Source organism: Rhodococcus triatomae (assembly GCF_014217785.1).
In the GTDB taxonomy this organism is placed as follows: Bacteria; Actinomycetota; Actinomycetes; order Mycobacteriales; family Mycobacteriaceae; genus Rhodococcus_F; species Rhodococcus_F triatomae.
The window spans coordinates 1057621-1077738 of the sequence record NZ_CP048814.1; the positions used below are offsets into that span (position 1 = coordinate 1057621).

General features: G+C 68.6%; 21 protein-coding genes. 11 read left to right on the plus strand and 10 right to left on the minus strand.

The window, feature by feature from the left end; all coding sequences use genetic code 11:
- Positions 1-94: 94 nt before the first annotated feature.
- Entirely contained in the window at positions 95-1063 is a 969-nt protein-coding gene (locus tag G4H71_RS04880; RefSeq protein WP_072738084.1) for a helix-turn-helix transcriptional regulator, read from the plus strand.
- Between the two features lie 51 nt (positions 1064-1114).
- Positions 1115-1603 (plus strand): hypothetical protein, encoded by a 489-nt coding sequence (locus G4H71_RS04885; RefSeq protein WP_139183110.1) that lies wholly within the window; start codon positions 1115-1117, stop codon positions 1601-1603.
- A gap of 85 nt (positions 1604-1688) precedes the next feature.
- Here G4H71_RS04885 and G4H71_RS04890 read toward each other — a convergent pair whose 3' ends face one another.
- The 5 genes from G4H71_RS04890 to G4H71_RS04910 all read right to left on the minus strand — a co-directional run bounded on the left by G4H71_RS04890 (position 1689) and on the right by G4H71_RS04910 (position 5691).
- Positions 1689-1892, minus strand: a complete 204-nt coding sequence (locus G4H71_RS04890) for a cold-shock protein (protein ID WP_072737996.1) — start codon at positions 1890-1892, stop codon at positions 1689-1691.
- A 270-nt stretch (positions 1893-2162) separates the two neighbouring features.
- On the minus strand, positions 2163-2429 hold the full coding sequence (locus G4H71_RS04895) for a hypothetical protein (protein WP_072737997.1): 267 nt from the start codon (positions 2427-2429) through the stop codon (positions 2163-2165).
- Between the two features lie 51 nt (positions 2430-2480).
- Complete coding sequence (gene rsmA / locus G4H71_RS04900; RefSeq protein ID WP_072737998.1) at positions 2481-3395, minus strand: 16S rRNA (adenine(1518)-N(6)/adenine(1519)-N(6))-dimethyltransferase RsmA; 915 nt, start codon at positions 3393-3395, stop codon at positions 2481-2483.
- Positions 3396-3420: 25 nt separating this feature from the next.
- Positions 3421-4548, minus strand: coding sequence for a resuscitation-promoting factor (locus G4H71_RS04905; RefSeq protein ID WP_072737999.1), 1128 nt, complete (start codon positions 4546-4548; stop codon positions 3421-3423).
- Positions 4549-4563: 15 nt separating this feature from the next.
- Positions 4564-5691 carry a resuscitation-promoting factor gene (locus G4H71_RS04910; protein WP_072738086.1) on the minus strand — a complete coding sequence of 376 codons (1128 nt, stop codon included), beginning with the start codon at positions 5689-5691 and terminating at the stop codon, positions 4564-4566.
- A 295-nt stretch (positions 5692-5986) separates the two neighbouring features.
- Here G4H71_RS04910 and G4H71_RS04915 point away from each other — a divergent pair, with 295 nt between their 5' ends.
- Both G4H71_RS04915 and G4H71_RS04920 read left to right on the plus strand, forming a co-directional pair.
- Positions 5987-7387 carry an amino acid ABC transporter substrate-binding protein/permease gene (locus tag G4H71_RS04915; protein WP_246442795.1) on the plus strand — a complete coding sequence of 467 codons (1401 nt, stop codon included), beginning with the start codon at positions 5987-5989 and terminating at the stop codon, positions 7385-7387.
- A complete protein-coding gene (locus tag G4H71_RS04920) occupies positions 7384-8148 on the plus strand; it encodes an amino acid ABC transporter ATP-binding protein (RefSeq protein WP_072738000.1) in 765 nt (254 codons plus the stop codon). The genes G4H71_RS04915 and G4H71_RS04920 overlap by 4 nt, the downstream gene beginning before the upstream one ends.
- 172 nt (positions 8149-8320) lie before the next feature.
- Here the strand turns inward: G4H71_RS04920 and G4H71_RS04925 are convergent, their stop codons facing one another.
- Both G4H71_RS04925 and G4H71_RS04930 read right to left on the minus strand, forming a co-directional pair.
- A complete protein-coding gene (locus G4H71_RS04925; protein ID WP_072738001.1) occupies positions 8321-8746 on the minus strand; it encodes a DoxX family protein in 426 nt (141 codons plus the stop codon).
- A 98-nt stretch (positions 8747-8844) separates the two neighbouring features.
- Positions 8845-9687 carry a TatD family hydrolase gene (locus G4H71_RS04930; protein WP_072738088.1) on the minus strand — a complete coding sequence of 281 codons (843 nt, stop codon included), beginning with the start codon at positions 9685-9687 and terminating at the stop codon, positions 8845-8847.
- Positions 9688-9778: 91 nt separating this feature from the next.
- Here G4H71_RS04930 and G4H71_RS04935 point away from each other — a divergent pair, with 91 nt between their 5' ends.
- From G4H71_RS04935 to G4H71_RS04960, 6 genes are all read left to right on the plus strand, one after another.
- Positions 9779-10654, plus strand: coding sequence for an SDR family oxidoreductase (locus G4H71_RS04935; protein ID WP_246442562.1), 876 nt, complete (start codon positions 9779-9781; stop codon positions 10652-10654).
- Between the two features lie 7 nt (positions 10655-10661).
- Positions 10662-12221, plus strand: a complete 1560-nt coding sequence (gene metG / locus G4H71_RS04940; RefSeq protein ID WP_072738003.1) for a methionine--tRNA ligase — start codon at positions 10662-10664, stop codon at positions 12219-12221.
- 94 nt (positions 12222-12315) lie between these two features.
- Complete coding sequence (locus tag G4H71_RS04945) at positions 12316-13461, plus strand: DUF2786 domain-containing protein (RefSeq protein WP_072738004.1); 1146 nt, start codon at positions 12316-12318, stop codon at positions 13459-13461.
- A 141-nt stretch (positions 13462-13602) separates the two neighbouring features.
- Positions 13603-14118, plus strand: a complete 516-nt coding sequence (locus tag G4H71_RS04950; RefSeq protein WP_072738005.1) for a hypothetical protein — start codon at positions 13603-13605, stop codon at positions 14116-14118.
- A 194-nt stretch (positions 14119-14312) separates the two neighbouring features.
- Complete coding sequence (locus G4H71_RS04955) at positions 14313-15455, plus strand: NAD(P)/FAD-dependent oxidoreductase (protein ID WP_169847151.1); 1143 nt, start codon at positions 14313-14315, stop codon at positions 15453-15455.
- Positions 15452-16327, plus strand: coding sequence for an RNA polymerase sigma-70 factor (locus G4H71_RS04960; RefSeq protein WP_072738006.1), 876 nt, complete (start codon positions 15452-15454; stop codon positions 16325-16327). The genes G4H71_RS04955 and G4H71_RS04960 overlap by 4 nt, the downstream gene beginning before the upstream one ends.
- Positions 16328-16375: 48 nt before the next feature.
- On the opposite strand, the gene rsmI is transcribed toward G4H71_RS04960, so the two are convergent.
- Positions 16376-17203 carry a 16S rRNA (cytidine(1402)-2'-O)-methyltransferase gene (rsmI, locus tag G4H71_RS04965; protein WP_072738007.1) on the minus strand — a complete coding sequence of 276 codons (828 nt, stop codon included), beginning with the start codon at positions 17201-17203 and terminating at the stop codon, positions 16376-16378.
- Between the two features lie 29 nt (positions 17204-17232).
- On the opposite strand from rsmI, the gene G4H71_RS04970 reads away from it, so the two are divergent.
- Positions 17233-18786: a dolichyl-phosphate-mannose--protein mannosyltransferase gene (locus tag G4H71_RS04970; protein WP_072738090.1), complete on the plus strand. Its 1554-nt coding sequence runs from the start codon at positions 17233-17235 to the stop codon at positions 18784-18786.
- Between the two features lie 21 nt (positions 18787-18807).
- On the opposite strand, the gene G4H71_RS04975 is transcribed toward G4H71_RS04970, so the two are convergent.
- Positions 18808-19167: a GntR family transcriptional regulator gene (locus G4H71_RS04975; protein WP_072738008.1), complete on the minus strand. Its 360-nt coding sequence runs from the start codon at positions 19165-19167 to the stop codon at positions 18808-18810.
- Between the two features lie 69 nt (positions 19168-19236).
- Positions 19237-19938, minus strand: a complete 702-nt coding sequence (locus tag G4H71_RS04980; RefSeq protein ID WP_072738091.1) for an SDR family oxidoreductase — start codon at positions 19936-19938, stop codon at positions 19237-19239.
- Positions 19939-20118 lie beyond the last annotated feature (180 nt).

A 20118-nucleotide genomic window follows, 5' to 3' on the forward strand; every position in this document is an offset into this window, starting at 1 on the left:
GGTGAGCCTCGCCGAACCGACGAACGCGGGAAGACACCGACGAACCGGTCAACGAGGACGGGAATCGTCCGCATTCTCTGGCAGGGTGACCCTCATGCGCGAGACGTCGGCGAGATTGCTCAGGATGTTGTCCCTGTTGCAGATGCGGAAGGAATGGTCCGGCTCCGAACTCGCGGAGCGGCTGGCCATCACTCCCCGCACGGTGCGACGGGACATCGAGAAGCTGCGTGACCTCGGCTATCCGGTGGACTCGGCCGTCGGAGTCGGTGGGGGCTACCGCCTGGGTGCGGGCGCCGAGATGCCGCCGCTCCTCCTCGACGACGACGAGGTGGTCGCTGTCGCCTTCGGCCTGCAGTCCGGCGCCTCCGGCTCCGTGGTCGGTATCGGCGACGCGTCGATGCGTGCCCTGGCGAAGCTCCGGCAGGTGATGCCGTCCCGGCTTCGGCATCGCCTGGCCGCCCTCGAGGTGGACGTCGTCGCGCGCGGGCCCGCCGCGAGCGCCGTGGACGCGTCGACGCTCGCCGCGGTCGCCTCGGTGTGCCACAACCGCGAACGGCTCCGTTTCGACTACCGCACGTACGACGGGCAGGAGAGCCGCCGTGAGGTGGAGCCCTACCGGCTGGTGCGCTCGGGTATGCGCTGGTATCTCGTGGCGTGGGACCTCGACCGGGAGGACTGGCGCTCGTTCCGCATCGATCGGCTGACTCCGAAGATCCCGACCGGCCCCCGGTACGTCCCGCGCGAGCTTCCGGACGGCGGCGCTGCCGCTTTCGTCGCCCGCGGCATCGAGCGGGCAACCACCCACGCTCAGGCGCAGATCCTGCTCCATGCCCCGTTCGAGCGCATCGCGCCGATGATCCACGAGGACTGGGCAACCCTGGAGGAACGTCCCGACGACCGCTGTGCCGTCCACCTCCGCGGCGAGTCTCTGCGCTCGATTGCCAACTGGCTCAGCGCATTCGAGGTCGATTTCACCATCGAGAGCCCGGAGGAGCTGCGTGTCGAGGCCCGAGCGGTGGCCGAGGAACACCGCCGGCTGGCGGACCGTTACGGTGGCGCGTGATCGCAGCCACGCACGGTTCACGGAAAGGTCGGTACATCGGGGATGTCGGGGATGTCGGGTACCCGAAACGTTGTCGGGAACGTCACTGCCGAAGGAGTCGCGGCGCCGCGGGCGCCGGGGGCGCCGGGGCCGCCGGCCCACCGGGACAGGGCGTTGCGGTGGGGCCATGCCGCACTCGGCGCGACCACCGTGGTGATCGCAGCATGCTCGCTCGCCTTCCTCTGCACGATCGAAGATGACGCGGGAGCAACCGAATGGGTGTGGCCGCAACCGTATTCGCCGTCCTGGTTCGCCGCGGCCGCCGCGGTGGCCGTCGCGGGATGGGCAGTACTCGTCACCCGCCTGTTGCTCGGCCGCGACGCGAGCCCGCGTCCCACCGCCGCCGCTCTCACCCTGGCAGCGGCCGCGACACTCGGCGCCTGCGGGGTCTACGCCCTCGCGGTTCCGACGGCGCCGGCCGGGATGCAACTGTGGCTCGTCTGCGCGATGAACCTGGGATACCAAGGCGCGCATCTACGTTCGTTGCCGCCACGGTCGTGACCGCCCGAACGTGACCGACTCACGTTCTCCGAAGACAACTCAGGCCCCGCTCGATTCGAGCGGGGCCTGAGTGTGGATCAGCGAATCAGATCGCGGTCACGCCGGTGGCCTGCGGGCCCTTCTGGCCCTGGCCGATCTCGAACGAGACGCGCTGGTTCTCGTCGAGCGAGCGGAAGCCGCCGCTCTGGATCTCCGAGTAGTGAACGAAGACGTCGGCGCTGCCGTCGTCGGGAGCAATGAAGCCGAACCCCTTCTCGGAGTTGAACCACTTCACGGTGCCCTCAGCCATTTTTGTAACCTCTCTGGCATGTCACGGCGGGCGGCCGGTCGGCCACCCGAGTCGTCTCATACGAGACGTTTGCGGAACTTCCAGGGGAGGATGTCCAAACGCTCGCACTATCGATTTGCGAGCGTGGGAAACACAACACAAAACTTACGACCACGCATAGTCAACCACATCTGCGGCGCCTTGGCGAGCCCAACCCGGAAAAACGCCGGGACCAGGCCCCCTGGGCCCCTCCACACCCGGAAATCCCGTCAAGGAACCTCGTTGACGTAGTCAAGGAATCTCGTTGACGTAGATGCTCAGCGCGACGGGAGCAGCGATCGACAGTCCCGGAACGATCGACGGCTGACCCGGGAGCGCCGTGAGCACTCGTGCGACGGTGACCACCACGTTTCCGGCCCCGGTGTCGACGACCCGCTCGTCCCGGTTCCCGATCGCGGAGCCGAAGTCCTCCGGCACTCGGTACCCACCGGACGCACCCGTGGACACGTTGTACCACTGGACCGCGAGATCGCCGTGCACGTCGACGACAGAGGCCACCCGGTGAAGAGCAGCGCAGTCAGCGCAGGGGACGTCCGGGACGAATTCCGTTCACTCGGTTCCGGCGAGGCGCACGAAGGCCTCGACGTCGAGTTTCTCTCCCCGCTCGGTGGGATCGATCCCGGCTGCGCGCAGCCTGCGCTCGGCCTCGGCGGGCGACCCGGCCCAACCGGAGAGGGCGGCCCGCAGCGTCTTGCGCCGCTGAGCGAAGGCCGCATCGACCACGGTGAACACCGAGCGCCGGTGCGCCGCATCCTGCGGCCACGGCGCCTCGGGATAGCGATCGATACGTACCAGCCCGGATTCCACCTGCGGCACCGGCCAGAACACGGCTCGCCCCACCGCGCCGGCACGCTTCACGCGTCCGAAGAAGTTCGCCTTCACGCTCGGAATCCCGTAGATCTTGCCGCCAGGGGTGGCGGCGAGCCGATCCGCCACCTCGGACTGCACCATCACCAGTGCGGTGCGCAGCGAAGGCACCTCCGCGAGCAGGTGCAGCAGGACGGGGACGGCGACGTTGTAGGGCAGATTCGCGACCAGTGCCGTCGGCGCTCCGGGAATCCGCTCCGCACTCACCCGCATTGCGTCCTCGCCGACGACCGACAGGCGGTCCGCCAGTTCCGGCGCACGGTCCGCGACGGTGTTCGGCAGGCGCGCAGCAAGATTCGGGTCGATCTCCACCGCGACGACCCGGTCGACGACGTCGAGCAACGCCAGCGTGAGTGAACCCAGACCGGGACCCACCTCGAGGACGACGTCGTCCCGCCCCACGCCGGCCGCCGCGACGATACGCCGGACGGTGTTCGCGTCGTGGACGAAGTTCTGGCCGAGGGTCTTGGTCGGACGGACACCGAACTCCTCGGCGAGCGTGCGGACCTCGGCGGGGCCCAGCAGTGCTGCCCGCCCACGCGGGGCGGTCGGATCGGCGGCGGGTGTGCTGCCGGCGGTGGATTCGGCGTCGGTCACCCGGAGAACTTAACCCACGCGCCGGTCACCGCACTCCGAGGCGGCTCGAGCACGACGGCCACGCGCCCCATCCCTGCGTCTGTTGGGTGCGGGTCGCGACCGCGATCTGCTCCTCGCGCGTCGCGAGGTCTGCTCGCGGTGCGTACTTGAGGCCGCCCTGACGTTCCCAGGTGTTCTGATCGAACTGGACGCCGCCGTAGTACCCGTTGCCGGTATTGATCGCCCAGTTGCCGCCCGCCTCGCACTGGGCGAGCGCATCCCAGACGGCACCGTTCTGCACGGGCGGCACCTCGGTCCCCGGCTTGGCGCCGACACGCACGGTCTTCGGAGTGGCCGGATTCAGCACCGTCGCGTCGGTCGGGGTGCGGGCCACCTCCCGACCGTTGATCTTCTGCACCTCGAACGTGACGTCCTGCAGACCGGGAGCGCCCGGGTCCTCGACCACGGTGCGGCTGATGTTGAGCGTCGGATCCTCGATCCGCTCCTCCGGCGGATCCAGTGGAAGCGTCTCGACGACGGTCTCCACCCGGTCTCGGGTCACCGACACCTCGAGGCCCTCGGTGAGCGGGGTGTCCGCGGACGGGACGACGCTGTCGGCCTGCTCGAGGGGGGCACCGATCGCGGCCAGGAACTCGCCCACCGTCGGCGCGGCACGACGAACATCCGTCGCCGGCGCCTCGCCGTCCGCCAGGCTGACGGTGATCGGGCTCAGGACGTCGAGGCTCGCGCCCTCGAGCGGGAGGCGCTGCCCACGAGAGGCGGAGACATGGACGTCGCCGGCCAGCTCCAGTTGTTCGAGCGCCTCGTCCACGGTCGTCGCGGTGGTCCACACGGTCTGCGGGCGACCGTCGACGGTGAGCACGACCTCCTTGGCGCGGCGCAGCACGATGGTGTCCCCGTCGGACAGCGACGCATTCTCCGCCGGTGCCACCGCGTCCCGCTCGCCGATCGGGTACCCGGCGTCGGCGAACGCCGAACCCACCGTCGACGTCATCGTGCTCAACGAGATCAGCTCACCGTCCACGTCGAGGGTGACGGTCTTGTGCCGAGCCACCGCCGTCGCCGCACCCACGATGAGGGTGGCGAGCAGCGCCGCCACGATCCCGTACAGCAACGGCGAGCGCGCGGAGTTGATCTTCGCGAACGGCGACATCGATGGTGACCTTTCTCAGCGGAGTCCGAGCTTGCTGGTGCAGGACGGCCACGCACCCCAGCCCTGGGTGGCCTGAACCTTCTCGGCGACCGCGATCTGCTGCTCGCGGGTGGCCAGATCGGCCCGCGGCGCGTACTGGGTGCCGCCGAACCCGGCCCAGGTCTGCTGGGTGAACTGGAGACCGCCGTAGAACCCGTTGCCGGTGTTGATCGACCAGTTGCCCGTCGCCTCGCACTGGGCGAGTGCGTCCCAGGTGGACCCGCGCGAGGACGCGGGGGCGGCCGGCTTCTCCTTGGTGCCGACCCGCAGGACCGCCGGAGCGGGCTCGCGCAGCACGGTCGCGTTCAGTTCCTGTCGCTCGGCCTCGACGCCGTTGACGGACTTGACGGCGAGTTCCACCGTGCGCTCGCCGGGCGCACCCGGGTTCTCCACCACGGTCGTGCCCTGGTCGAGGTTCGGATCCTCCACCCGGTGCTCCGGCGGGGCGATCGGCTGGTTCTCGGTCCGGTTCTCGGTGCGATCGCGCGTCACGTGCACCTCGAGCCCTTCGGCGAGCGGGGTGTGCGCGGGCGGGACGACACTGTCGGCCTGCTCGAGCGGGGCGCCGTGCGCGGCGAGGAACTCGCCGACCGTGGGTGCCGCGACACGAACCTCGGCCGGGGGCGCGCCGCCGTCGGCGATGCGGATCGACTTGGGGCTGTGCACGTCCAGCGAGGTGCCCTCGAGCGGGAGCCGGTGCGAGCGGGAGGCCGACACGTACACGTCGTCCGCGATCTCGAACTGCTTCATCGCCTCGTCGACGGTCAGCGCGGTGGTCCACACCTTCTGCGGGCGGCCGTCGATCGTCAGCTCCACCTCACGGGCCCGGCGGAGCACCACGGTGTCGCCGTCCGACACGGACGCCTCCGCCTCCGGTGCCACCACGTCGCGCTCACCGATCTCGTAGCCGGCCGAATCCAGGACCCCACGCACGTCGGTGGCCATCGTGCCGAGAGAGACGGCCTGCCCGTCGACGTCGACGGTGACGGTCTTGTGACGCACGACGGCGAACAGGCCGCCGACGATCAGGGTGGCGAGCAGTGCGGCGACCACCACGATCAGCAGGGGCGATTTCGTGGAGTTGATTTTGGCGAGAGGTGACACGACGGGATCCAATGCTGGGGAAAACTTGATCACGGTACGGTAACGAATCGGCGATTATCTGGCAACTGGGTGCGTTCTACCAGGCTGTTCGATAACGAAACGGACATCACGGGCCGATGAAACGTCACCGTCCGAGATCGGCGCGTTCGCCTGCAGCTGGGCGAGTCGGCAGTAGGTTCTCGGAGGTTCCACTCGAGTACGTGTCCGACGAAAGCTGGTGTCACCCGTGAGCACAGGAAGCGCTCCTCCCACTCCCCCGTCCCGCCCCCGCAGGCGCCCGACGTGGCTTCTGCCCCTGCTCGTCCTGGCTCTGCTCACCGGGTTCTTCGCCCCGCACCTCGCCGCGGCCCAGCCGGGACGCACCTACACGATCGCGACCGACATCACCTTCGCGCCGTTCGAGTTCCAGGACGAGAGCGGCAACTTCGTCGGCATCGACATCGATCTGCTCGAAGCGATCGCGGACGACCAGGGTTTCCAGGTCGACATCCGACCGCTCGGGTTCGACGCAGCCCTCCAGGCGGTGCAGTCCGGGCAGGCGGACGGGGTGATCGCCGGCATGTCGATCACCGACGAGCGACGGAGCGTCTTCGATTTCTCGGATCCGTACTTCGAGTCCGGCACCCAGATGGCAGTGCTCGAGTCGAACGACGCCGTGACCTCGTACGCGGACCTGCGCGGACAGCGCGTCGCGGTGAAGAACGGCACCGAGGGGGCCGCGTTCGCCGAGTCCATCAAGGACGAGTTCGGCTTCTCCACCATCTACTTCGCCGACTCGGCGAGCATGTACGACGAGGTGCGTACGGGAAACTCGGTGGCGATCTTCGACGACTACCCCGTTCTCGCGTACGGCATCACCCAGGGCAACGGCTTCAAGACCGTCACCGAGAAGGAGGCCGGCAGCGAGTACGGCTTCGCCGTCAACCGGGGCCAGAACGCCGAGCTCCTGGAGATGTTCGATGCGGGGCTGCAGAACCTGCGGGATTCCGGTGAGTACGACGAGATCGTCGACCGCTACCTCGGAGCCGGTGCGAGCTCGGCCGACAACTCGATTCTCGGGCTGCTGAAGAGCACGTATCCGCAGTTGCTGAAGGGCCTGTGGCTGACGATCGTGCTGTCGGTGGTCTCGATCGCCATCGCACTGGTGCTGGGCGGGATCTTCGGGCTGATGCGCGTGTCACGCCACATCGTGCTCCGCGGCATCGGCACCACCTACGTGGACATCTTCCGAGGCACTCCACTGCTGGTCCAGGCGTTCTTCATCTACTTCGGCATACCCGCGGCCATGGGATTCCAGATGTCGGCGTTCACCGCGGGAATCATCACCCTCTCGCTCAACGCCGGCGCCTACATGGCCGAGATCGTGCGCGGCGGCATCCTGTCGGTCGACAAGGGCCAGATGGAGGCGTCCCGCAGCCTGGGGATCAGCTACCTCAAGTCCATGCGCAAGGTCGTGATGCCGCAGGCGATCCGCACGATGATCCCGTCGTACATCAATCAGTTCGTCATCACGCTCAAGGACACGTCGATCCTGTCCGTGATCGGACTGGCCGAACTCACCCAGACCGGGCGCATCATCATCGCCCGCAACTTCCAGTCCTTCAACATGTGGCTCATCATCGCTGTGATGTACTTCATCATCATCATGGCCCTGACGAAGCTGTCGAACCGCCTCGAGAAGAGGATCAACACATGACCGCGCCGAACGAGTCGTCACCGGTGACGGCCGAACCCAAGATCCGCGTCCGCGGCCTGAAGAAGGCCTTCGGCGACAACTTGGTCCTGGACGGAATCGACATCGACATCGCCTCCGGCGAGGTCGTGTGCGTCATCGGCCCGTCCGGCTCCGGGAAGAGCACCTTCCTCCGCTGCCTCAACCGCCTCGAGGACATCACCGGCGGCTCGGTGATCGTCGACGGCACCGATGTGAGCGATCCCAAGGTGGACATCGACCGGGTACGCCAGCACATCGGCATGGTGTTCCAGCACTTCAATCTGTTTCCGCACATGACAGCCGTCGAGAACGTGATGCTGGGCCCGGTGCAGACCAAGACAGCGACCAAGGACGAGGCCCGCGAGCGCGCCGTACGCCTGCTCGGTCAGGTCGGTCTCGCGGAGAAGGTCGACGCGAGACCGGCCCAGCTGTCGGGCGGACAGAAGCAGCGGGTGGCCATCGCCCGCGCGCTCGCGATGCAGCCCGAGGTCATGCTCTTCGACGAGGCCACCAGTGCTCTGGACCCGGAGATGGTCGGCGAGGTACTCCAGGTCCTCCGCGACCTCGCACAGGGCGGCATGACGATGGTCGTCGTCACCCACGAGATGGGGTTCGCGCGTGAGGTCTCGGACCGGGTGATCTTCATGGCCGACGGGAACATCGTGGAGGAGGCGCCGCCGGCCGCCCTCTTCGGCGACCCCCAGCAACCACGCACGCGGGACTTCCTCGCGAAGGTGCTCTGACCGGGGCCTCGCGAGATCCTCTCGAGCCCCTTCCCTCCACTCCCGCTCCCCACCCCCTCGTGGGTGAATGGACCATTCGCCTCGTCAGACCGGGCGAATGGTCCACTCACCCAGGAGATCAGGGGGGCGGGGATCAGGGGGCGGGACCAGGCGAGAGGGAGAGCGTGAGGGGTCAGGCGGAGACGCGGGAGCGACCGCGGAACAGGATCGCGTCGAGGCTGAACTTGCCGGCGCCGACCGCGGCGAGCAGCAACGCGCCCATACCGAGGGCCAGGACCAGTTCGTATCCGCCGTCGGCGACCCAGATGCCGTTGTCGATGTGCACAATGAAGAACGCGCCCGCCATCACCAGGAACAGCAGGATTCCGGCGAGGGGGACGAGCAAGCCGGCGATCAGGGCGATACCACCGATGGTCTCGATGAACGCGGCGGCGTACGCACTCGCCGTGGGGGCCGGAACCTCCATCTGTTCGAAGGACGCGGCCGTGCCGTCCAGCCCCCACACCCGGAACTTCTGCAGTCCGTGCGCGAGGAAGATGACGCCGATGCCGATGCGGGCGATGAGGATGCCGATGCTGGGGACGACGGGAGTCTTCATGGGGTGCTGGCCTTTCGTCGGGGGCAGCCGGTCGGAAACCAGCCTTCTGGTGGGGAACCCGCAACGAATCCTACGAGAGTTTAGGTTGAAGGTTCAACTTAATCGCGGAGCTGTCCCCATCCGTATACCCGCTCCGCGGTCGATGTAGCAGCGCGGGCGAGTTCCTCCGCGTCCTCTCCGCGCAACTCGGCGAGCGCACGGGCCGTGTACGGCAGGCAGTAGGGCTCGTTCGGGGCACCCCGGAACGGGTGCGGCGTCAGGAACGGCGCGTCGGTCTCCAGGAGCAATTGCCCCGGCGGCACCAGCGGTGCGGCCTCACGCAGCGCCTTGGCGTTCTTGAAGCTCACCGTGCCGGCGAAGCTGAGGACGTAGCCCGCGTCGATGCACTCACGCGCGGTCTCCGGCCCCGAGGAGAAACAGTGGAAGACCACCGTCTCCGGCGCTCCCTCCTCCCGCAGTACGCGCAGGACGTCGGCGTCCGCGTCCCGGTTGTGGATCATCAGCGTCTTGCCCAGCCGCTTGGCCAGGTCGATGTGCCAGCGGAAGCCCTCGATCTGCTCGTCGACCTCGGCGCAGCCGTCGAGTTTTCCCGGCCAGAAGTAGTCGAGCCCCGTCTCCCCCACCGCGACCACGCGCGGATCGCCGGCGAGGTGTTCGATCTCGCGGCGGGTGGCCTCGTCCAGCACGTCGGCCCGCGTGGGGTGGATGGCCACCGCGGCGAAGACCCGGTCGTCCCAGTGCGCCGCGTCCACCGCGAACCGCGCCGCATCGAGATCGTCCGCCACCGTCACCACGCGGCCCACTCCGACGCCGGCGGCCCGGTCGACGATCTCCTTCACCCCGGCCGCGTCGGTGGCACCGCACGCATCGAGGTGCGTGTGCGCGTCGACGAGTGGAGCCAGCGGTGCGGGCAGGGCCGGGGCGGGACGATCTGCGCTCATACCGCCATTGTGATGGACAGCGGCGGCGTCGACCGCGGCGACCGCACCGACCCGCGGCACACGGCACGAGTGCATGCGCCACAATCACGTCGTGACGAACACCCGTGAGAAAGACCACATCCACGGCGCCGTGATCGCCGTGACCGGCGGTGCGCGAGGGATCGGCCGCGACATCGCACGACAACTCGCGGCACGGGGTGCTCGGGTCGCGATCGGAGACCTCGACGGCGACGCGGCGACGGCCACCGCGGACGAGTTGTCCGGCGAGCTGCACGGCCACCGAGTCGACGTCGCCGATCAGGCGTCGTTCCGCAGCTTCCTCGAGGCCGTCACGGCGCAGTGGGGCGCACCGGACGTCGTGGTGGCCAACGCGGGAGTCATGTGGGTCGGCCCGTTCGACGAGGAACCCGAGGCGGCACAGCGACGCCAGTTCGACGTCAACGTGCACGGCGTGATCAACGCGGTGAAGCTCGCCGCCCCCGCGATGCGGGCCCGCGGATCCGGTCACATCGTCACGGTCGCCTCGGCCGCGGCCAAGCTGGTGCCGCCCGGCGAGTCCACCTACGCCGCCACCAAGCACGCCGTTCTCGGGTACCTCACGGGGGTTCGTGCGGAACTACGCGGCAGCGGGGTCCACATCTCCGCGATCATGCCCGCCGTCGTCGACACCGAACTCGCCGCGGGAACGGCCACCGGGGCGGCGCACATGCTCCAGCCCGCCGACGTCGCCCGCGCCGTCGTCTCGGTGATCGAACGTCCCCGATTCCAGGTGACCGTGCCGCGCTACATCGGCCCACTCGTCGCCGTCGTCGGCCTGCTCCCCCAGTCACTGCGCGACTTCGCCCTGCGCCGCGCCGTTCCGAACCAGGTGGAAGCGGTCCGCGGCGACACATCGCGCCGTGGCTACGAACAGCGCGTCGTCGACTCGGGAGGCCACGCCGACCCGGAATCACGGCAGATAGAGTAGTGCCACCATGACTGCTGCAGCGCACCCCCACCGGCCCCCGTTCTACATCACGACGGCGATCGCGTACCCCAACGGCGCACCGCACATCGGCCATGCCTACGAGTACATCTCCTCGGACGCCATCGCCCGGTTCAAGCGCCTCGACGGTCACGAGGTCTTCTTCCTCACCGGCACGGACGAGCACGGGCTGAAGATGCAGCAGACGGCCACTCGCGAGGGCATCCACGTCCGCGACCTCGCCGCGCGCAACTCGGACAACTTCCAGGCGCTCGACAAGGCACTGAACATCTCGTACGACCGGTTCATCCGGACCACGGACGCGGACCACCACGAGGCCAGCAAGGCGATCTGGCAGAAGATGGTCGACGCCGGAGACATCTACCTCGACTCCTACTCGGGGTGGTACTCGGTGCGGGACGAGGCGTTCTACACCGAGGGCGAGACGACGCTGCAGGACGACGGCAGCCGGATCGCGACCGAGTCGGGGACCCCGGTGGAGTGGACGGAGGAGTCCACCTACTTCTTCCGCCTCTCCCGGTACCAGGATCGCCTGCTCGATCTCTACGAGAGCCGGCCGGAGTTCATCGCCCCCACCACCCGGCGCAACGAGATCGTCAGCTTCGTCAAGGGCGGGCTGAAGGACCTCTCGATCTCCCGGACCACCTTCGACTGGGGCGTCCCGGTCCCCGGCGATCCCGAGCACGTGATGTACGTCTGGGTGGACGCGCTCACCAACTACCTCACCGGGGTCGGCTACCCGGACACCGATTCGGCGAAGTTCACGACGTTCTGGCCGGCGAACCTGCACATCATCGGCAAGGACATCACCCGGTTCCACACCGTGTACTGGCCTGCGTTCCTCATGTCCGCGGGCATCGAACTGCCGGACCGGGTGTTCGTCCACGGATTCCTCTACAACAAGGGCGAGAAGATGTCGAAGTCGGTCGGCAACGTCGTCGACCCGATCGCGATGGTGGAACAGTACGGGCTCGACGCCGTCCGCTTCTTCCTGCTGCGCGAGATCTCCTACGGGCAGGACGGCAGCTACAGCCACGAGGCGATCGTCACGCGGATGAACACCGATCTGGCGAACGAACTGGGCAACCTCGCCCAGCGTTCGCTGTCGATGGTGGCCAAGAACTGCGACGGCAAGGTGCCGGTGCCGGGGCCGATGTCCGGCGCGGACGAGGCGCTGCTGGTGCAGGCCGACGCCCTCGTGGACACCGTGCGTGAACATGTCGACGTCCAGGCCCTGCACTTGGCGCTGGAGGCGATCTGGTCGGTCCTCGGGGAGACGAACCGGTACTTCTCGGCACAGGAGCCGTGGGTACTGCGCAAGACCGACCCGGCGCGCATGGAGACCGTCCTGTACGTGACGCTCGAGGTGGTGCGGATCGTGGGCATCCTGGTGCAGCCGGTGATGCCCGACGCCGCCGCGAAGATCCTCGACCTGGTCGGCCAGCCCGAGAACGCGCGTCAGTTCACGGACCTCGGTAAGCGGCTGGTGCCGCAGACCGCGCTTCCGGCCCCGACCGGGGTCTTCCCGCGTTACGTCGACGAGGACTGAGACCGGCCGCGACGTCCGCAACATCTCTGTCGGACCCGTCGGGCACACTGCCGGCATGTCAGATAGAACAGGTGTTCGACAATTGCGAGGTGGCATGTTCGACGGCGAGGTCGGCGCGCAGGCCGTGGCGGTCGTGGAGGAGGCACTCGCGGCCCTCGACGATATCTACGAACGTGGTTGGCAGCCGGCCGATCTCCTCCATGTGGCCCGCCGGTCCGGCGACTACGACCACACCGATCTGACGGCGGGGCTGGTGCTGCACCACGCCCGATGCGCCCGGGCGCACGAGCGCGCGCCGTGGGAGTGGGTCGGCCAGCTCCGATCCGCCGAGGAGCAGCATCCCCGCGCTGCGCAGGTGGCCACCGGCGAGCAGTCCCCGCGGGCGCTCGCGGCGAGGCTGTTGTTCGAGGATCCGTATCACTCGGTGGACGAGATCAGGCTGCTGGCACTCACCTGGCGGTGCGCCGGTTCGTGGCAGCTTCTGGACGATCCCCCCTCCCGGTGGCCGCACCACCGAGTCGACGACACCAGCGCCGCGGGCCGCGCCCGGAGCGCGGATCCGAAGCTGCTCAACCGAATCCGCGGCCTGCTCGCCAAGGCCGAGGCCACGGATTTCGCCGAGGAGGCGGAGACCTTCACCGCCAAGGCTCAGGAACTGATGTCCCGCTATTCGATCGGTGTCGCGATGCTCGCGGGCGAGCGTGGCGAGAATCCCACCGTCCGTGCGCGGCGCATCCACCTGGAGAACCCGTACGTGAAGGAGAAGGTGCATCTCCTCAGCGAGATCGCCGCCGCCAACCGAGTGCGCGTGGTCTGGGCGGACACTCTGGCCACCGCGACGGTGGTGGGCACGCCGGTGGATCTCGAGCAGGTCGACGTGCTGTTCACGTCGCTGCTGCTGCAGGCCACCCGGGCGATGCAACACTCCGACGCCGGCTCCCGCAAGGGCAGCCGCACCACGTCGTTCCGGAAGGCGTTCCTGGCCGGATATGCAGCCCGGATCGGCCAGCGCCTGCGCGACGCGGACACCCGCGCCACCCTCGAGGCCGCGGACGCGGCACGTATCAGCGTGGACGATCTGCTGCCGGTCCTGGCCGACACCTCCGCGGCGGTGGACGCCGAGTTCCAGCGCCTGTTCCCGGTGACACGCGCCAAGCGCACCGGCCGGTCGGTGGACGCCGAGGGCTGGTATGCCGGGCGCGCCGCGGCGGACGAGGCACGGCTGGCCGCGGGCGGCTGAACGAAGAGGGATCCCGCGGGGTGCGGTGGCCCGGAGCCTCCAGATCCGGGCCACCGCAGATGTGGACTCCTCGCGGGATGAGGCGGGCACGTACTGTTCGCCCGAACGGTCAAGGAAGGGATCATGTCAGACAGTTGGCAAATGATCGTGGGGCTGGACGTGGGAGCAGACCGAGCGATCGACGTGATCGGAACACTCGCACACGACTTGTGTGCCCGTGGAATCGTAGCGCCCGACACCACCAACGACTGGGAGTTCGTCCCTGGACCTCGCGCTGCCGACGTGGTGGATCCCGAGTGGGCAGCCATTCAGGGATTCCGCCCGAACAACGTTGTCCGGCTAGACCTCGGTCACCAGGTGTTCGCGTCGAACGGAAACTACGAGCCACCACCGTGCCCGACCTGCGACCGCGCGGTTGAACCGGACGAGCACATCCGCGGTATCGAGCGCTGGTGGGCGACTCGGATCGAGCCCTCATTGCAGTGCAACGGCTGTGGATACCACGCGGCCATGGGTGACTGGGCACACCATTTCTCGCTGTATGTCGGGTGCGTCGGTATCTCGTTCATGAATTGGCCACCGCTGACCGATGTCTTCCTCACGGAGACAGGTACGCGGCTCAGCCAAAGATGGCGCCTCATCCACTCCCACATTTGAGCTCCCCGCATAGCGATTCGGGATCCGCACACGTAGTAGCACCCTATTTCGTGCGCAGATCCCGACGCGCTGCGCGGATCCACGACGTCGGCGGTGTCGGCGAGGAACTCCTGAACGTGCAGGGTCAGTCACTGTCACATTTCGGGGCCGGTCGGTGTCCCAGGGGTGTCACCGACACGAGGGAGGTCTCTGCAATGACCAGGAACGTGATCGTGCTGGGCGGTGGATACGCCGGCACGATGGCAGCCAACCGGATACTCGCCACAGGGCGTGACGACGTGACCGTCACCGTCGTCAATGCCCGGCCACGATTCGTCGAGCGCATCCGCCTACACCAGGTCGCCGCGGGAACGGCGAGCGGCGAGCAGGAGTTCGACGATCTGCTCCACCCCGCCGCCCGGGTGCGGATCGCGACAGCGCAGCGCATCGTCGGCAGGGTGATCGAGATCGAAGGCGGCGAACGGTTGCCGTTCGACATCCTCGTCCTCGCCGTCGGGTCGCGGGGCAGGCCCCTCGTCGAGGGAGCCCTCGACGTCTCCGACCACGGCGAGGCCTCCCGGGCTCGGGAGATCCTGGCCGGGCTCCCGGCGGGAGAGTGGGTGAGCGTGATCGGCGGCGGTCTGACCGCCCTCGAAACCGTTACCGAGATCGCCGAGACGCACCCTCGCCTTCGGGTGCGCCTCGTCGCCGACACACCCCCGGTCGCGGGTATTCCGGCACGAACCCGGCGAAAGATGCTGCGACGGTTGGACCGCCTGGACGTCGAGGTGGTCACGGGCAAGGCCACGCGAACCCAGCACGCTCGGCTGGAGCTTGCCGACGGGGCGGGATTCGATTCCGCGTGCACGCTGTGGGCGGCAGGTGCCCAGGCACCCGACCTCGCCCGGGTCAGCGGATTCACGGTCGACCGTTTCGGTCGGATGGTCACCGACGACGCTCTCGTGTCCGTCGACCGCCCAGACGTCGTCGGCGTGGGCGACGCAGCCCTGCCGCCGCAGGCACCGCGCCCGAGTTGCCAGGCAGCACTACCGATGGGCGCGCACGGCGCCGAAACGGTCCTGGCCCTGCTCGACGGCACGGCACCCACCCGATTCGATCTCGGATTCGTCGCGCAGTGCGTCTCGCTGGGACGGCACTACGGTGTCGTCCAGCCGACGCATCGCGACGACACCCTCCGCCCGACAGCGCTCCGTGGCAGGATCGGAGCCGTGGGCAAGGAGCAGGTGGTGCGGATGACGCTGCGGTGGATTCGCAAGCAGCGCAGCGCCCGCGACGCCTACAGCTGGCCGCACGGTGGACCGGACGCGAGCGAACCGACGGGCACCGCGGTCCGGTGAACGCCGCGGACCTGTTCGCCGAGTACCGACCGCTGCTGTTCACCGTCGCGTACGAGATCACCGGCTCCGCCACCGATGCGGAGGACGTACTCCAGGAGAGCTACCTTCGGGTCACGGAGGTGGATACCGACACCGTCGACAACGTCCGCGCCTACCTTGCCCAGGTCGTCACCCGACAGTCGCTCAACCTGCTGCGCAGCGCCCGGCGGCGCCGCGAGGAGTACGTGGGCAACTGGCTCCCCGAGCCGGTGCGCACCGGCCCCGACGCGGCCGCCGACGTGCTGCTGGCCGAATCGGTCTCGGTGGCCATGCTTCTGGTGCTCGAGACGCTCGGACCCGACGAACGCGCCGTGTTCGTGCTTCGGGAGGTCTTCGGATTCGGGTACGACGAGATCGCGCAGTCGATCGGGAAGAACACCGCCGCCGCACGGCAGATCGGTCACCGTGCACGCGAACACGTTCGGGCTCGACGCAAGCGGTTCGATCCGCCCGACGCCGAGACCGAGAAGATCACCGGCAAGTTCCTCGAGGTGGGGCTGACCGGAGACGTGCAGGGGCTCATGGATCTGCTCGCCCCGGACGCGGTGCAACTCTCCGACGGCGGCGGAAAGGTCTCCGCAGCACGAGTTCCCGTCGTCGGCGCCGAGCGAGTGGCACGTTTCGTCGCCGGCCTCGTCCGGATCGGCCTGCCCGACATGCGGGTCGAATCCACCCGTCTCAACGCGATGCCCGCGCTGCTGGTGTACTCCGCGGAGGTGCTGGACGTGGCGATGATGTTCGAGGTGACCGGGGGCTTGATCACCGGCCTCTACATGGTCCGCAATCCGGACAAACTGACCGGCCTCGGACGGGACGTCGTCCTGGCGCGGTGACGCCCCTGTGTTTCCGACCCCCTGCTGTTCCGACCCCCTGCTGTTCCGCTACCGACGGGCGGCGAGGACGGCGTCGTAGAGCTCGCGTTTGGACACACCCTCGGTGGCGACGAGAGCGCAGGCATCCTTGAGCCGGGTGCCGTCGGCGACGAGCCGTTCGACGTCGTCGACGAGGTCCTCCGGTTCGGCGGCGACCATCGTCGCGCCCTCGAGGACGACGGTGATCTCACCCCGAACGCCGTCCGCGGCCCACTCGGCGAGCTCGGCGAGCGTCCCGCGACGCACCTGTTCGTACGTCTTCGTCAGTTCGCGGCACACGGCGGCCCGCCGCTCGCCGCCGAGGACCTCGACGGCGTCGGCGAGCGAGTCCGCGAGTCGGTGCGGGGCCTCGAAGAACACCACCGCACGCTGCTCGGTGCGCAGCGTGCGCAGCCAGGCCTTCCGCTGGCCGGACTTGCGGGGCGGGAAGCCGTCGAAACAGAAACGCTCGACCGGCAGGCCCGACAGTGCCAGCGCCGTGGTCACCGCGGACGGTCCGGGGAGACAGGTCACGGCCAACTCCTCCGCCACGCAGGCGGCGACGAGGCGGTACCCCGGATCGCTCACCGACGGCATGCCCGCGTCGGTGACCAGCAGGACCGTCTTTCCGGCTGCGACGTCGGCGACCAGAGCCGGGAGCCGCGCGGTTTCCACCTGATCGTAGAAACTGACCACCTTGCCGGTGATGCTGACATCCAGTGCGGAAGCCAGCGACCTGGTCCGGCGGGTGTCCTCGGCCGCGACCACGTCGGCGCCACCGAGCGCCTCACGCAGCCTCGGCGACGCGTCGTCCACGTTTCCCATCGGAGTTGCCGCGAGCACCAGACGACCAGTCATACCCGACAGCCTACGATTGCCCCGTGACGATGCTGTCGGATGCGCGCCCCAGTCCCCCCGGGCACGAGTCGTCGGTCACCTCTCCCGCACCGCGGGTACCGCTGCCGGACTTCGGTCCGGTCGACCGTCTCCGCGGATGGATCGTCACCCTCTTCCTCACCGCGGTCGCCGCGATCACCCGGTTCACGATGCTGAACTACCCGACCGATGCCGGCACCCCGGTCTTCGACGAGAAGCACTACGCGCCGCAGGGCTGGCAGGTACTCACCGGCGGCGGTATCGAGGACAACCCCGGCTACGGGCTGGTGGTCCACCCTCCGGTCGGCAAGCAGATGATCGCGATCGGCGAGGCGCTGTTCGGCTACAACGGCTGGGGCTGGCGATTCTCCGCCGCTGTCGCCGGAACGCTCCTGGTGCTGCTGGTGATTCGGATCGTCCGACGGCTGAGCCGGTCGACGCTGATCGGTGCGCTCGCCGGGATCCTGATGATCGCCGACGGGGTGACGTTCGTGTCGTCCCGCCTCGGAATGCTCGACATCTTCCTCGCGCTGTTCGTCGTCGCCGCCCTCGGCTGCCTCGTCGTCGACCGCGATCAAGTACGCGAACGCATGGCCCGGGTCCACGCCGAAGGACGGATCGCGGTCACCGACTGGGGTCCGCGGCTGGGTGTGCGCTGGTGGCGATTCGGGGCCGGGGTACTCCTGGGCCTGGCCTGCGGTACGAAGTGGTCCGGGGTCTACTTCATCGTCTTCTTCGGCCTCCTCAGCGTCGCGTTCGACGTCTCCGCCCGACGCGCGTACGGGGTGCGACGGCCCTGGTTCGGCACCGCACTGCGCGACATCGGGCCTGCGCTGTACGCGCTCGTACTCGTCCCGCTCGGCGTCTACCTGGCGACGTACTGGGCGTGGTTCGCCAGCGAGGTCGGCGTGGACCGGCACGCGGTGGGCAACCAGATCGGTACCGACGGCACCTGGTCCTTCGTCCCGGACGCCCTGCGCTCGCTCTGGTACTACAGCGGCAACGTCCTGACGTTCCATTCCGGGCTCACGAACTCGGCCGGCAACGTACACCCGTGGGAGTCGAAACCGTGGACGTGGCCGATGGGGCTGCGGCCGATGCTCTACTACTTCGCCGACGGCGAGCAGGTCACCGGCTGCGACGCGTCGAGTTGCGTCAAGGCGATCATGCTGATCGGCACGCCGGCACTGTGGTGGCTCGCCGTCCCCATGCTGGCGTGGGCCCTGTGGCAGACCCTCGTCCGCCGCGACTGGCGTTACGCCACGGTCCTCACCGGGTACGCCGCCGCCTACCTGCCGTGGTTCGCCACCCTCGACCGGCAGATGTACTACTTCTACGCGGTCGCGCTCGCCCCGTTCCTGGTGATGGGGATGGCGCTGGTGCTCGGCGACATTCTCGGGAAGGCGAACGCGTCCCTCGAGCGCCGTTCCACGGGGCTGCTCGCGGTGTGTCTCTACGTGGGCCTGGTCGTGGCCAACTTCGTCTGGCTCTGGCCGATACTCACCGCGTTGCCGATCACTCCGGAGACGTGGCAGCAACAGCTGTGGCTGCCCAGCTGGCGCTGACAGCCGTGGCGCCGGATCCGCTCATGCGCCTCGCAACGCCGCCGCGACCAGGTCGAGTACCTCGCTGTCCCGGAGTCCGAGAGCACGCAGGTCGCGGACCAGTTCCGTCGCGGCCCGCTCCGCACGGGCCCGGGTCGGGTCCCCCGCCGAGGCGATGAATGTGCCCTGCTTCCCCCGGGTTTCGATGACACCCGCCTCCGCCAGTTCGCGATAGGCCTTGGCGACGGTGTTCGGCGCGAGACCGATCTCCGCGGCCAGTGCCCGGACCGTCGGGATCTTGGTGCCCGCGATCAACTGCCCGCCTCTCACCTGGGCGATGATCTGCAGCCGAAGCTGATCGAACGGGGCCTGCGGCGCACTGGGGTCGATCTGGATGTCCACGCGGACGTCACCTCTCACCTCTCTCCGGCCGCGCACTCGACCGGATTCCGGGACGGTAGCGTGCTCGGGTCACAACTCGGCAACAGCCTCGTCGACGGGCGTCGATCCGGACGTGAGCACGAGGGTCTTGCCGATCGTGTTCGGTGCACCGATCAGTGCGAACACCACCGCGGCGACGTCTCCTCGCGAGACCTCCCCGGCGTCGGCGGGTGGTTCCGACAACGTGACCAGCCCGGTCGCGTCGGTGTCCTGCAGCCGACCGGGACGAAGGATCGTCCACTCCAGGCCGGTACGGCCACGCAGGTCGTCCTCGGCGGCCGTCTTGGCTCGCAGGTATGCGGCGAACACCTCGTCCGTGCCCTCGGGGATCGCCTCCCCCGCACCCATGGAACTGATCTGGACGAATCGGGGCACGCCCGCCGCCTCGGCCGCATCCGCCAGAAGCACCGCGCCGGCACGGTCGACCGAGTCCTTGCGTGCAGCACCGCTTCCGGCGCCGGATCCCGCGGCGAACACGGCCGCGTCGGCATGTCCGAGTGCGGCGACGACCTCGTCGACCTCGGCGTTCTCCAGATCGAGCACCACAGAGAGTGCACCGAACGCCTCCACCTCGTGTGCCTGAGCCGGATCGCGAATGAGCGCGACCGCCCGGTCTCCGTGGGCGGTGAGCGCTTTGATCAGATACCGGGCCACCTTTCCGTGCCCGCCGGCGATCACGACCCGACGCGGCGCGATCTCCCGGTCCTCGACTGTCTCGATCTGCTCGGACATGGCGTCTCCTTCGATCCGGTCGGCCCCGTGCAGGGTGTACCCACGAGACCACCGGAACACACCGCATCGCCGGGCCGCGGACGTCACTGCACAGCGGACGTCACGGCACAATGGACTCCGTGACCGACCAGACGACAGCGACCGACCAGACGACAGCGACCGACCATTCGACACCGACCG